Source organism: Streptomyces sp. BR123 (assembly GCF_013401435.1).
Lineage (GTDB): Bacteria > Actinomycetota > Actinomycetes > Streptomycetales > Streptomycetaceae > Streptomyces.
Genome location: NZ_JACBGN010000001.1, coordinates 79543 through 93349, shown reverse-complemented (window position 1 = coordinate 93349; position 13807 = coordinate 79543). Strand labels below are relative to the sequence as shown.

Here is a 13807-nt window from a genome sequence, read left to right as displayed (position 1 = left end):
TTGTTCCGTTGTTCCGTCGTTCCGTCTTCGTCGTTCCGGGCCGACGCCCGACGTCGTTCCGGTGCCCGACCGTATCTAGAGCCCGGCGTCCCTGGCCAGCAGGGCCGCCTGCACGCGGTTCTCGCAGCCCAGCTTCGCCAGGATCCGGCTCACGTACGTCTTCACCGTCGCCTCGCTCATGTGCAGCCGCCGGCCCGCGTCGGCGTTGGACAGCCCCTCGCCCAGCAGGGCGAGCACCCCGCACTCGCGCTCGCTCAGCTCGGCGATCCGCCGCCTGGCCTCCTCGCTGCGCGCCACCGCCCGGCCCGACGCCAACTGGTCGACGACGTGCCGCGTCGCCCCCGGCGAGAGGTACGCGTCCCCCGCCGCGGCCGCCCGGACCGCCCCGATCAGCTCGCCCGGCGCGGAGTCCTTGAGCAGGAACCCGGCGCTGCCCTGGCCGAGCGCCCGCAGCACGTTCTCCTTCTCCCCGAAGGTCGTCAGGACCAGGGCCCGCACCTCGGGCACGGACCTGCCCAGCTCCCCGAGCGCGGTCAGGCCGTCCATGACGGGCATCTGGATGTCGAGGAGCACCATGTCCGGGGCGTGCGAGCGGGCCAGCTCCACGGCCTCCCGACCGTTCGCCGCCTCGGCGACGACCTCGATGTCCGGCGCCGACGTCAGGATCATCCTGATCCCGGCCCTGATCAGCGGCTCGTCGTCAGCGATCACCACTCGGATCACCTTGGCTGTCACCCGCGCTCCTACTGCTTGACCTCGTACGACTGCTTGTCGACGAGCTTGCCGTCCTTGAAGCAGAACCGGAAAACCGTATCGCCGTCGAGTTCGTCGTTCGCCGACGACAGCCAGGCCACGCACGCCGAACCGGCTGGCTTCTGCGGGCCCTTGCGGTCCAGTCCCTCGGTCAGGAAGCTCTCCCCCGAGGGCAGCCGGTCGCGCACCGCCTGCTCGCTCTCGCCGATCCGGACCCGCTCGTACTCCTCCGGGCTCATCATCGCCTTGGTCACCGAGCCCAGCAGCAGCGTCGTGACCGCCCCGATCACGATCACGAACACCACCAGCGCCGCGAAGGCGATACCGCAGCCCAGGGCGATCCCGCCGGTCCGGGTGCGCCCGCGCACCACCAGCTCCCGGTCCACGGCCGCCCAGTCCATCGGCGGCCCGGCGGCCGCCGCGGCCAGCGCCTGGGCCTGCTGCCCGAAGTCGTCGGCGACGTCCTCGACCCCGGCCGGCTCCGCCCCGTACGGCAGTACACCGGCCACCCGGAACCCGCCGTCCTCGGTGCCGCCCGCGTGGACCATCCCGCCGACGAGGCGGGCCCGCTCCCGCAGCCCGGTCAGGCCCTGCCCGCCCGAGACCACCTCGCCGGCCGCCGCCCGCACCGGAGCGGGGCCGTTGGCGATCTCCACGACGAGCGAGTCGTCCTCGTACCGCAGCTCGACGGTGATGGCGGCGCCGGGGGCGTGCTTGTACGCGTTCGTCAGCGCCTCCTGCGCGATCCGGTACGCCGCGTGGTCGCAGGCTGCCGCCAGCGGCCTCGGCCTCCCCTGCGCGGCCAGCAGCCGCACGTCGGTCCCCCCGGCCCGCGCCGCCTCCACGATCCCCGCGATACCGGCCACACCGCGGGCAGCGGGCTGCGCCTGCGCCTCCTCCACGGGGGCCGCGGCCTCCACCCCGTCGCGCAGGATCCCGACGACCTCGCGCAGTTCGTGCATGGCCGACACCGAGGCCTGCCGCAGCACGCCCACGGCCTCGCGCTGGCGGTCGGTGAGCTGGGGGTCCACCTCCAGCGCGCCGGTGTGCACGGCGATCAGCGCCAGCTGGTGGCCCAGGCTGTCGTGCATGTCCTGGGCGATCCGCTGCCGCTCCCGCAGCCGGGCCTGCCCGGCGACCATGGCCCGCTCCCGCATGAGCTGCCCGTTGCGCTCCTGCAGCGCCCGCAGCAGGGTCCGGCGCTGCGACCAGTACCGGCTGGCCAGGCCGGGCATCGCGGTGGTGACGAGGAACATGAGCGTGGTGAACACGATCACCAGCAGCGGCTTCATCTGGGACCACTGCGTCACCACGGAGAAGCCCACCGAGGCCAGAAAGGCCAGGGTGAAGACGCTCAGCGCGCGCCCGACGCCGATGATCCGGCGGCCCGCGGACCAGCCCAGCGGTATCGTCACCAGCACCGTGCCCGGCAGGAACGACGACACCGCCGCACTGACCACGAGGGTCGTGCCGGGCAGCCGGCGCCGCAGCAGCACCAGGGCGAACACGGCCGCGCCGCCGGCGACCATGCGCAGCGTGCTGCCGGTGTCCACCACCTCGACGCCCAGCCCGAGCAGAGTGACCATTGCCGCAATCGCCAGATCGCCGGCGAGCATCCGCCGGGTCCACGGCTCGGGCCCCTGCAGCCAGTTCCGGGCCGCCCGCATCTTCGCCGTCGCATCCACGCGACGACCCTAGGCATTCCGGCCACGGCGGCGATGCCGCCTTTCGTCGCGGCCGTGCCGACGAAAGTCTTCGGCACGGTACGGAAGTTGGCCCGGCGTCGGATCCCGTCCCGGCACAACGAAGAACCCCCGCTTCGGATTTCTCCGAAGCGGGGGTTCCATCTGTGGGCGAGGGGGGATTTGAACCCCCACGTCCCGAAGGACACTGGCACCTGAAGCCAGCGCGTCTGCCGTTCCGCCACTCGCCCGAGCAGCGTCCCAGTGGTTCTTCCCTTTCGGTCCGTCCCCCTGGCGACGAACGAAACATTAGCACGTCATCGGGGGTGGATTCACATCGCTTTCCCCGGGCTCCCCGATCCCGCCGCGAACGCCCCTCCCGCACAGCACTCCCGGTGCGGGACACTGTCCCTTGCGCACCCCTACGATCCCTTGTGAGGACCAACACTCGTCCGGACAGGACCCAGGGGGAACCACCCGAATCCGCCACGCGTGGATACGATCAGTAAGCAGTACAGGGCGACAACGACGGAGGAGGTGCCCCATGGGAGTTCTGAAGCGGTTCGAGCAGCGACTCGAAGGTCTGGTGAACGGCACCTTCGCCAAGGTCTTCAAGTCCGAGGTCCAGCCCGTCGAGATCGCAGGCGCACTCCAGCGGGAGTGCGACAACAACGCCACGATCTGGAACCGTGAGCGGACGGTCGTCCCCAACGACTTCATCGTCGAGCTGAGCGCCGGCGACTACGAGCGCCTCAGCCCGTACTCCGGGCAGCTCGGCGACGAGCTCGCGGGCCTCGTCCGCGACTACGCGAAGCAGCAGCGCTACAGCTTCATGGGACCGATCAAGGTCCACCTGGAGAAGGCCGAGGACCTCGACACCGGCCTCTACCGGGTCCGCAGCCGTACCCTGGCCGCCAGCACCTCCCAGCCGCAGCCGGAGCGGAGCCAGCAGGGCGGCGGCGGTTACGGCTACCCGCCGGTCGCCGCGCCGCCGATGCCCGCCGGGCCGCCTCCGGGCGCGCCGGGCCGCAGGCCGGCCGCCAGCGGACCGGGCCCCGTGCCCCCGGGCGGCGCCCCCAAGCGCCACTGGATCGAGATCAACGGCACCCGTCACCAGATTTCCCGCCCCACCCTCGTACTCGGCCGGAGCACCGAGGCCGACGTGCGGATCGACGACCCCGGCGTCTCGCGCCGGCACTGTGAGATCCGGACCGGAACGCCCTCGACGATCCAGGATCTCGGGTCCACCAACGGCATCGTGGTGGACGGGCAGCACACCACCCGCGCTACGCTCCGCGACGGCTCGCGGATCGTCGTGGGCAGCACCACCATCATTTACCGGCAAGCCGAAGGGTGAAGCGGGGGCAATGTCAGAGCTGACCCTGACGGTCATGCGGCTGGGTTTCCTGGCCGTTCTGTGGCTGTTCGTCATCGTGGCCGTCCAGGTCATCCGCAGCGACCTCTTCGGTACGCGCGTCACCCAGCGCGGCTCGCGCCGCGGCAGCAGCGGCGGGGCGCCGCAGCAGGCGGGCCGGCAGGCCGCCACGCCCCCGCAGCAGCGCCAGCGCCGCGGGGCGCCCACGAAGCTCGTGGTCTCCGAGGGCACCCTGACGGGCACCACGGTGGCCCTCGCCGGCCAGACGATCACCCTGGGCCGCGCCCACGACTCCACGATCGTGCTGGACGACGACTACGCCTCCAGCCGGCATGCCAGGATCTACCCCGACCGGGACGGCCAGTGGATCGTCGAGGATCTCGGGTCCACGAACGGCACGTATCTCGACCGGACCCGGCTGACCACCCCGACGCCCATTCCGCCGGGCGCCCCGATCCGCATCGGCAAGACCGTCATCGAGCTGCGGAAGTAGTACGAGAATGAGCGAGCGGAGCGAGCGAGCCGCGGCAGTCCGTCCCGTGCAGGACGCGGACCCGGGCGCGCTCCCGACCGGAGGGTGGGCAGTGTGGCTCGAGACCGGTTGTACCCCCAGGAAGCGTCGACAGGGCAGGTGCACATGAGTCTGTCCCTGCGGTTCGCCGCCGGATCACACAAGGGCATGATCCGCGAGGGCAACGAGGACTCCGGCTACGCCGGCCCCCGTCTCCTCGCGGTCGCCGACGGCATGGGCGGCCAGGCCGCAGGCGAGGTCGCCAGCTCCGAGGTGATCTCCTCGCTCGTGCAGCTCGACGACGACGTCCCGGGCTCCGACATCCTGACCTCGCTCGGCACGGCCGTGCAGCGCGCCAACGAGCAGCTGCGCCTCATGGTCGAGGAGGACGCCCAGCTCGAAGGCATGGGCACCACCCTGACCGCCCTGCTGTGGACCGGTCAGCGCCTCGGCCTGGTGCACGTCGGCGACTCCCGCGCCTACCTGCTGCGCGACGGGGTCCTGACGCAGATCACCCAGGACCACACGTGGGTGCAGCGCCTCGTCGACGAGGGCCGGATCACCGAAGAGGAAGCCACCACCCACCCTCAGCGCTCCCTGCTGATGCGCGCCCTGGGCAGCGGCGACACCGTCGAGCCGGACCTGTCCATCCGCGAGGTCCGCGTCGGCGACCGCTACCTGATCTGCTCCGACGGCCTGTCCGGCGTCGTCTCCCACCAGACCCTGGAGGAGACCCTCGCCGACTACCACGGCCCCCACGAGACGGTGCAGTCCCTGATCCAGCTCGCCCTGCGCGGCGGCGGCCCGGACAACATCACCTGCATCGTCGCCGACGTCCTCGACACCGACAGCGGGGACACCCTCGCCGCCCAGCTGAACGACACCCCGGTCGTCGTCGGCGCGGTCGCCGAGAACCAGCACCAGCTCTTCGACGGCGGCGCCATGCAGACCCCGGCGGGCCGCGCCGCGGGCCTGGGCCGCCAGGTCCCGCCGCCCGCCGGCGCCTTCGGGCCGCCCGGCAGCGGCGACGCCCCCGGCTACGGCTACCCCGACCAGAGCCACGGCCAGGGCGGCGCGTACGGCAGCTTCGGCGACCCCGAGCCGTACGACGACGACGCCCGCTTCGACGACACCTACGACCACCCCCGCAGGCGGCGGAGCAAAGGGCGCAAGTGGACCGTCCGCACCCTGATCCTGCTGATCGTGGCCGGAGTCGTCGGGGGCGGCCTCTACGCCGCCCACCGCTGGACGCAGACCCAGTACTACGTCGGCGTCAAGGGCGACCACGTGGCGCTCTTCCGCGGCATCAGCCAGAAGCTCGGCCCGCTGGAGCTCTCCAAGGTGGAGGCCGACCGCTCCGACATCGAACTGAAGTACCTGCCGCCCTTCAAGCGCAAGCAGGTCGAGGCGACCATCAGCGAAACCAGCCTCGACGGAGCCCGCCAGAAGATCGATGAACTCGGCGTGCAGGTTTCTGCGTGTAAGAAGGACGAGGAGCGCCGCAACGCGGAGCAGAACAGCCAGACACCGGGCCCCGGCAGCCTGACTGCGGCAGAGCAGCAGCTGGTGGGCCTGTGCGGGAAGCAGTAGTCATACGCGGGCACAGGGGGCCCGCCACACCATGAGCGTTGTCACCAACACGACCACCATCGGCGCCATCGAGCTGCCGAGCAGGCGGAACACCGAGCTGATGCTGCTCGTGTTCGCCGTGGTCATCTCGATCTTCGCCTACGCCAACGTGGGGCTCGCGATCCACGGCGAGCTGCCCCCCGGCATGCTCGTCTACGGCGGCGGCCTCGCCGTGCTCGCGGGCATCGCCCACTTCGTCGTACGCCGCTACGCGAAATACGCCGACCCGCTGCTGCTGCCCATCGCGACCCTCCTGAACGGGCTCGGCTGCGTGCTGATCTGGCGGCTGGACCAGTCCGAGCGGCTGCAGAACCTCGCCAAGCGCAGCTTCGGCAACTTCTCCGAGTCCGCGCCGCGCCAGATGATGTACACCGCGGTGGCCATCGCCCTGTTCGCGGCCGTGCTGCTGCTCCTGAAGGACCACCGCACCCTGCAGCGGTTCACGTACATCTCGATGGCGGGCGCGCTGGTCCTGCTCATCCTGCCGGTCATCCCGGGTCTGGGCGCGGACGTCTTCGGCGCCAAGATCTGGATCAGCGTCGCGGGCTTCTCGATCCAGCCCGGCGAGTTCGCGAAGATCGTCATCGCGATCTTCTTCGCGGGCTACCTCATGGTGAAGCGCGACGCGCTGGCCCTGGCCAGCCGCCGCTTCATGGGCCTCTACCTGCCGCGCGGCCGCGACCTCGGCCCGATCCTGATGATCTGGGCGATGAGCCTGCTCGTCCTCATCTTCGAGAACGACCTCGGCACCTCGCTGCTGTTCTTCGGCATGTTCGTGATCATGCTGTACGTCGCCACCGAGCGCACCAGCTGGATCGTGATCGGCCTGCTCATGAGCGTCGGCGGCGCCGTCGTCGTCGGCACGTTCGCCAGCCACGTGCAGGCACGTGTCAACGCCTGGCTCGACCCCTTCGGCTGCTACACCACGTCCGGCGCCTGCGAGCAGGTCGGCCAGTCGATCATGAGCTTCGGTTCCGGCGGCGTTCTCGGCGCCGGCTGGGGCCAGGGCAACTCGGACCTCATCGGCTTCGCCGCCAACTCCGACTTCATCTTCTCCACCGTCGGCGAAGAGCTCGGACTGGCCGGCGTCATGGCCTTCCTGCTGCTCTACGGCCTGATCATCGAGCGGGGCGTGCGCACCGCGCTCGCCGCCCGCGACCCCTTCGGCAAGCTCTTCGCCATCGGGCTCTCCGGCGCCTTCTCGCTCCAGATCTTCGTCGTCGCCGGCGGCGTCATGGGCCTCATCCCCCTCACCGGCATGACCATGCCCTTCCTGGCGTCGGGCGGTTCCTCCGTCCTCGCCAACTGGGCCCTGGTCGGCATCCTCATCCGGATCAGCGACACCGCCCGCCGCCCCGCGCCGGCCCCCGCGCCGTCCCCCGACTCCGAGATGACCCAGGTGGTCCGCCCGTCATGAACAAGCCGCTGCGCCGCATCTCGCTCTTCTGCGGACTGCTCGTCCTCGCCCTGCTGATCCGGACCAACTGGCTCCAGTACGTCCAGGCCGAGGAGCTGAGCACCCGCAAGGAGAACCGACGGGTCCAGATCGCCCAGTACGCCACCCAGCGCGGCAACATCATCGTCAAGGGCGGGCAGTCCATCACCGGCTCCGTCGAGACGCCGGGCAGCGACTACAAGTACAAGCGCGTCTACAACGAAGGCCCCATGTGGGCCCCGGTGACCGGCTACGCGTCGCAGGCGTTCGGCTCCACGCAGTTGGAGTCCCTCGAGGACAAGATCCTCACCGGCAACGACGACCGGCTGTTCTTCGACCGCACCATCGGCATGTTCACCGGCGAGAAGAAGGCCGGCGGCAACGTCGTCACCACGCTGATGCCGGACGTGCAGAAGGCGGCGTACGACAAGCTCGGCACCACCTCGGGCGCGGTCGCGGCCATCGACCCGCGCACCGGCGCCATCCTGGCCCTGGTCAGCACCCCCTCGTACGACCCGTCCGCCTTCGCCGGCAACTCCAAGACGGACGAGAAGGCCTGGGTCGAGCTGAAGGACAGCCCGGAGAAGAAGCTCGTCAACCGCGCGCTGCGCGAGACCTACCCGCCGGGCTCCACCTTCAAGGTCGTCACCGCCGCCGCCGCCCTGGAGCACGGTGTCGTCACCGACATCAACGCGCCGACCGACACCCCCGAGCCGTACCTCCTGCCGAACACGAAGACCCCGATGGTCAACCACGCCAAGAACTGCGAGAAGGCCACCCTCGACTTCGCGCTCCAGGTCTCCTGCAACTCCGTCTTCGCCAACGTCGCCGACAAGGTGGGCAGGGACAAGATGCTGGAGACGGCCCAGAAGTTCGGCTTCAACAACGACAAGATCGACACCCCGGTCCGCGCGTTCGCCAGCATCTACGACAAGACGATGGACCGGCCGAGCAACTCGCTCTCCGCGATCGGCCAGTACAACACCGCGGCCACCCCGCTCCAGATGGCCATGGTCGCCGCCGCCATCGCCAACGACGGCAAGCTGATGAAGCCGTACATGGTCGACCAGCTCACCGCGCCCAACCTCGACGTCATCGAGAAGCACGAACCGCAGGAGATGAGCCGCCCGCTCTCCCCCGCCAACGCGCAGAAGCTCCAGCAGATGATGGTCAACGTCGTCGAGAACCCGAACGGCACCGGCGGCAAGGCCAAGATCAAGGGCGTCCAGGTCGGCGGCAAGACCGGTACCGCCCAGCACGGCGAGAAGAACGCCAAGCGCCCGTACGCCTGGTTCATCTCCTACGCCAAGACCGACAAGGGCTCTCCCGTCGCGGTCGCCGTGGTGATCGAAGACAGCAGCGCCGACCGCGAGGACATCAGCGGTGGCGGCCTCGCCGCCCCCGTGGCCAAGGCCGTCATGGAAGCCGTCCTGGGCAGCAAGAGCTGACCGGCGGCACGGACAATGGCAACGGGACGACGCGTGAAGGCCCTGTCCGATGTGACGAGGGGCACTGATCCCGCCCGGAACCGAGCGTACGGTACCGGTCCTGTATCAGGCTGTGGTCACCAACCGATCACCGACGATCGCCCGGTAGCCTTTGCGCGAACAGCACACCGCCGGACCACACACCGGTGCGGTCGGGACTGACGGGAGAGGGCTGGAACGTTATGGAAGAGCCGCGTCGCCTCGGCGGCCGGTACGAGCTGAGCCACGTGCTCGGCCGCGGTGGCATGGCCGAGGTGTACCTCGCCCACGACACCCGGCTCGGCCGTACCGTCGCCGTCAAGACCCTGCGTGCCGATCTCGCCCGCGACCCGTCGTTCCAGGCCAGGTTCCGCCGCGAGGCCCAGTCGGCCGCGTCGCTCAACCACCCGGCGATCGTCGCGGTCTACGACACCGGCGAGGACTACGTCGACAACATCTCCATCCCGTACATCGTGATGGAGTACGTCGACGGCTCCACCCTGCGCGAACTGCTGCACTCGGGCCGCAAACTGCTGCCCGAGCGCACCCTGGAGATGACCATCGGCATCCTCCAGGCCCTGGAGTACTCCCACCGCGCCGGCATCGTCCACCGCGACATCAAGCCCGCCAACGTCATGCTGACCCGGACCGGCCAGGTCAAGGTCATGGACTTCGGCATCGCCCGCGCCATGGGCGACTCCGGCATGACCATGACGCAGACCGCGGCCGTCATCGGCACCGCGCAGTACCTCTCCCCGGAACAGGCCAAGGGCGAGCAGGTCGACGCCCGCTCCGACCTCTACTCCGCGGGCTGCCTGCTCTACGAACTGCTCTGCGTCCGCCCGCCGTTCATCGGCGACTCCCCCGTGGCCGTCGCCTACCAGCACGTACGGGAAGAGCCCCAGCCGCCGTCGAACTTCGACCCCGAGATCACGCCCGAGATGGACGCGATCGTCCTGAAGGCGCTGGTCAAGGACCCCGACTACCGCTACCAGTCGGCCGACGAGATGCGCGCCGACATCGAGGCCTGCCTGGAGGGCCAGCCCGTCGCCGCGACCGCCGCCATGGGCACCTCCGGCTACGGCTACCCGGACCCGGGCAGCGGCTACGGGCACCAGGGCTACGACCAGCCCACCGCCGCCCTGCGCCCCTCCGACGCCGGCCAGACCTCCATGCTCCCGCCGATGCCCCCGGGCGACGGCGGCTACGGCGACCAGGGCCACGGAGGGTACGACCAGGGCCACGGCCGCCGCCAGAACCAGAAGAAGAGCAAGGCCTCGACGATCCTGCTGGTCACGGCCGGCGTCCTCGTCCTGGTCGGCGCGATCCTGATCGGCCGCTCGCTGTTCAACGGCGGCGCCGACAACCGGCCCGTCGTCCCCAAGCTGATCGGCGAGACCTTCGAGCAGGCGCAGAAGAACGCCGACAACGTGGGCCTCAAGGTCGAGAAGACGGCCGACGAGCCCTGCGACAACCAGCCCAAGGGCAACGTCTGCAAGCAGGACCCCGCGCCCGACACCCGGGCCGACGAGGGCTCCACGGTCAAGCTGACGATCTCCTCGGGCGCCCCGCAGGTAGCCGTCCCCAACGTCGTCAACATCAGCTTCGAGGAAGCGGAGAAGGCACTCAAGGAGAAGGGCTTCGCGGTCGAGAAGAAGACCCAGGACTCCGACCGCACCCCCGGCACCGTCCTGGACCAGAGCCCCAAGAACGGCCAGGCCCAGAAGGGCTCGACGGTCACGCTGACCGTCGCCAAGGAGCCGGCCAAGTCCACGATGCCCGACCTCCTCGGGGCGACCAAGGAAGAGGCGGTCAAGCGCCTCACCAACGCCAAGCTCAAGCTGGGCAGCACCACCGAGATCGACTCCCCCGGCGCCCCGCCGAAGACGGTCGTCCAGCAGCAGTACAACCCGGGCGAACAGCTGGCCCCGGGCACCACGGTGAACGTGTCCATCTCAAAAGGAGCACCGCAAACACAGGTCCCGAACCTCGCCGGACGAACCGTCGGCCAGGCCAAACAAGAACTCGCAGCCCGAGGACTGACCTTCGGCCAGGTGCTGTCGGGCCCCGCGGACGACAACGCGATCGTCGTGAGGAGCGACCCGAACCCCGGCACGCCCGTCCCCGGGGGCACGGTCGTGAACGTGCAGACGTTCGGCGGCAACCAGCAGGGCGGCAACAACGGCGGGATCCTCCCCGGCCTGGGAGGCCGCTGACCCCGGCACCGCCCCGCGCTGAGCACGCGAAGGCCCGGCCGCCCTTCCCGAGGGAAGGGCGGCCGGGCCTTCGCGTGCTCAGCGCGGGGCGGTGGCAGGAGGGTCCGGGCCCTCCGCCCCGCCTCCGCACATTTCCACGAAAACCGATCGTGTCTTCATATGTCGGGAATCGTTGATCCGGTCGGGGTGGGACAGCGGGTTCCGCCCGGGAGAGGCGGAACGATGGTCAACGAATCGGTACTCCTGGAATCCCGGACACTGCGCACGAGCGTCCTGGACCGTACACACGTCCTGGACAAGGTGAAGGCGCTGTCGCTCCTGCCGGACGGACTTCACGTGACGACGGCGATGATGGCGGCCTACTACGAGGTGAGCGTGACCGCGGTCCGCTCGCTCGTCGCGGACCATCGCGATGAGCTGGAGGCCAGCGGCTACCACGTGGTGACCGGTGAGGAACTGAGTGCCTTGAAGGCACTCAGTTCCTCACCGTCACGCACAGCGGCACTCGCCCTGTTCTCCCGCCGGGCCGTCCTGAACGTCGGGATGCTCCTCCGCGACAGCGAAATCGCACGTCAGGTACGTGCATACCTCCTCGACACCGAGCAGGAGGTCCGCGCCCATCCTGTGGATAACCTCCTCCCCCGGACCGCCCCGGGTGGGGAGGCCACGGAGATCCTCCGCCGGCAGGCAGGTCGTCCCCATGCTCAACGTGCTCATCGAGGCCTCCGGCGAACACCGCCGCGAGTTGGTCTCCCTCCGGCAGGACGTCACACGGATCCAGGCGAAGCTCGTCGAGCACGACATCGCCATCAGCCGGCTCCAGCTCGGCCGGGAGGCTCGGGCCCGCACCGGGGTCATCGAAACCATCACCGCCATGAACCGGCAGGAATTCGAACTCCACGTCGCGGGCCTGCTCCGCCGCGACGGCTGTACGGACGTCGACGTGCACGGCGGCGGCCAGGGCGGCAGACTCGGCATCGACATCACCGCCCGCACCGCCGACGGCCGCACCATCGCCGTCCAGTGCAAGAACGTCACATCCTTGCGGCACGTGCCCAGCGGTGAGATGCAGAAGTTCCTCGGCGCCGCCAAAGTCCTGCACCGCGCCGACGTGGCCCTCTGCGTGGCCACCTGCGCCTTCACCCGCGAAGCCCTGGCCATCGCCGCCCAGGGCGGCGTCACCGCGGTCCACCGGGGCCTTCTGGAGGCGTGGAGCGCGGGGACACCGCTTCAGGTACTGCGGTGACCCGGTGGCTTTCCAGCGGTCAGCGCAGCTCGGCCGGCGGCGTCCGCTTCGCGTCGACCTTCTCCGTGCGCACCAGCTCGCCCCACACGACGTACCGGTACTTCGAGGTGTACACGGGCGTGCAGGTGGTCAGCGTGATGTACCGGCCCGGCGCCGTCTTTCCCGACTCCTTCGGAACGGCCGAGATCACGTCCACGTTGTACTTGGAGGTCTGGCGCAGCTCCGCGAAGACCCTGTAGACGTACCAGGTGTCGCGGGTCTCGAAGACGACGGCGTCGCCCTTCTTGACCTTGTCGATGTGGTGGAACTTCGCCCCGTGCCCGTCGCGGTGCGCGGCCAGCGAGAAGTTGCCCTGCTTCTCCCACGGCAGGGCCGCCTTGACCGGGTCCGTGTAGTAGCCGGCCACGCCGTCGTTGAGGACCTCGGGTGACGTCCCCCGCTTGACGAGCACCTCGCCGCTCTTCATCGCGGGCACGTGCAGGAAGCCGATACCGCCCTGGGTGTCCAGCGCGCCGGGCCCCGCCTGTGCGCCCGCCGCGGGCGCGCTCTGCCACTGGCGGCGGACCTCGTCGCCGCGCGCCGAGGCCTGCCGGTCCGCGAGCACGTTCGTCCACCACAGCGAGTAGGCCACGAACAGGCCGAGCACCAGGCCCGCCGTGATCAGGAACTCTCCCAGCAGGCTCAGGAACCCGGCGAGCACGCTGCTGCGGCGGGGAGGCGCGGTACGGGACACGGCGGTTCGTCCTTCGAGCGGGGGCGGCGGCTGCCACCGGCCTATCGGGCGGCCAGCGCGGGCGGAGCGCCCTGGCCGCGCGGGCGTTCGTCCACCATCCTGCCCCATACGATCATGCGGTAGGTGCTGGTGAACTCCGGGGTGCAGGTCGTCAGCGTGATGTAGCGGCCCGGGGCGGTGAAGCCCGAGCCCTCGGGCACTGCTTTCAGCACGGCCACGTTGGTCGGCGGCGTCTGCGGCAGGATCGAGGCCATCTCGTACGTGTAGTACGCGTCCCGGGTCTCGACCACGATCGGGTCGCCCGGCACCAGACGGTTGATGAAACGGAACGGTTCGCCGTGGGTGTTGCGGTGGCCCGCCACCGCGAAGTTGCCCTGCCTGTCGGCCGGCATCGCGGTCTTCAGCGCGCCGTCCCCGTAGTGCCCCACCATTCCGCGGTCGAGCACCTTGGGCTTGCTCACGCCCTCGGCGACCGGCACCTTCACGTCCAGTTTCGGGATGTGCAGGATCGCGAAGCCCTGCCCCGGCTCGAAGGCCCCCGGCGGCGCGGCGGCGGCTCCCCCCGGCTGCTGCTCCCAGGTCTGGAGCAGCGAGCCCGCGGCCCCGTCGGCCGTGCGCTGCGCGAGCACGTTCGTGTACCAGAGCTGGTAGGCCACGAACAGGAGCATCACCACGCCCATCGTGATGAACAGCTCCCCGAGGATCCGGCTCGCGACGACGATCGGCCCGCCCGAAGCCGGCTGCTTGCGCCGCCGCCCGCT

10 protein-coding genes, 1 tRNA gene and 1 pseudogene are annotated in these 13807 nt (G+C 70.2%); 7 read left to right on the top strand and 5 right to left on the bottom strand.

What is annotated here, in order from left to right:
- Window positions 1–75: 75 nt before the first annotated feature.
- The 3 genes from HYE82_RS00450 to HYE82_RS00440 form a co-directional block, all read right to left on the bottom strand.
- Window positions 76–735 (bottom strand): response regulator transcription factor, encoded by a 660-nt coding sequence (locus tag HYE82_RS00450; protein WP_309144148.1) that lies wholly within the window; start codon window positions 733–735, stop codon window positions 76–78.
- Between the two features lie 8 nt (window positions 736–743).
- Window positions 744–2438: a histidine kinase gene (locus tag HYE82_RS00445; RefSeq protein ID WP_309144147.1), complete on the bottom strand. Its 1695-nt coding sequence runs from the start codon at window positions 2436–2438 to the stop codon at window positions 744–746.
- Between the two features lie 165 nt (window positions 2439–2603).
- A tRNA-Leu gene (locus HYE82_RS00440) sits at window positions 2604–2686 on the bottom strand.
- Between the two features lie 293 nt (window positions 2687–2979).
- Between HYE82_RS00440 and HYE82_RS00435 the strand changes: the two genes are divergently transcribed.
- The 7 genes from HYE82_RS00435 (at window position 2980) to HYE82_RS37440 (ending at window position 12313) form a co-directional block, all read left to right on the top strand.
- Window positions 2980–3792: a DUF3662 and FHA domain-containing protein gene (locus HYE82_RS00435; RefSeq protein ID WP_179171849.1), complete on the top strand. Its 813-nt coding sequence runs from the start codon at window positions 2980–2982 to the stop codon at window positions 3790–3792.
- A 10-nt stretch (window positions 3793–3802) separates the two neighbouring features.
- Window positions 3803–4303 (top strand): FHA domain-containing protein, encoded by a 501-nt coding sequence (locus HYE82_RS00430; protein WP_179171848.1) that lies wholly within the window; start codon window positions 3803–3805, stop codon window positions 4301–4303.
- A 144-nt stretch (window positions 4304–4447) separates the two neighbouring features.
- Window positions 4448–5911, top strand: coding sequence for a PP2C family serine/threonine-protein phosphatase (locus HYE82_RS00425; RefSeq protein ID WP_179171847.1), 1464 nt, complete (start codon window positions 4448–4450; stop codon window positions 5909–5911).
- A gap of 31 nt (window positions 5912–5942) precedes the next feature.
- Complete coding sequence (locus HYE82_RS00420; protein ID WP_179171846.1) at window positions 5943–7367, top strand: FtsW/RodA/SpoVE family cell cycle protein; 1425 nt, start codon at window positions 5943–5945, stop codon at window positions 7365–7367.
- On the top strand, window positions 7364–8833 hold the full coding sequence (locus HYE82_RS00415; RefSeq protein ID WP_179171845.1) for a penicillin-binding protein 2: 1470 nt from the start codon (window positions 7364–7366) through the stop codon (window positions 8831–8833). Before HYE82_RS00420 ends, HYE82_RS00415 begins: the two co-directional genes overlap by 4 nt.
- A 221-nt stretch (window positions 8834–9054) precedes the next feature.
- The gene (gene pknB, locus HYE82_RS00410; protein ID WP_179171844.1) at window positions 9055–11067 is read left to right on the top strand and encodes a Stk1 family PASTA domain-containing Ser/Thr kinase; all 2013 of its coding nucleotides are present in this window, start codon (window positions 9055–9057) and stop codon (window positions 11065–11067) included.
- A 700-nt stretch (window positions 11068–11767) separates the two neighbouring features.
- Window positions 11768–12313 carry a restriction endonuclease gene (locus tag HYE82_RS37440; RefSeq protein ID WP_256986786.1) on the top strand — a complete coding sequence of 182 codons (546 nt, stop codon included), beginning with the start codon at window positions 11768–11770 and terminating at the stop codon, window positions 12311–12313.
- Between the two features lie 19 nt (window positions 12314–12332).
- On the opposite strand, the gene HYE82_RS00400 is transcribed toward HYE82_RS37440, so the two are convergent.
- Window positions 12333–13046 (bottom strand): class E sortase, encoded by a 714-nt coding sequence (locus tag HYE82_RS00400; protein ID WP_309144146.1) that lies wholly within the window; start codon window positions 13044–13046, stop codon window positions 12333–12335.
- Between the two features lie 41 nt (window positions 13047–13087).
- Window positions 13088–13762 (bottom strand): annotated as a pseudogene (locus HYE82_RS00395) (class E sortase); the annotation flags it as partial.
- Between the last annotated feature and the right edge of the window lie 45 nt (window positions 13763–13807).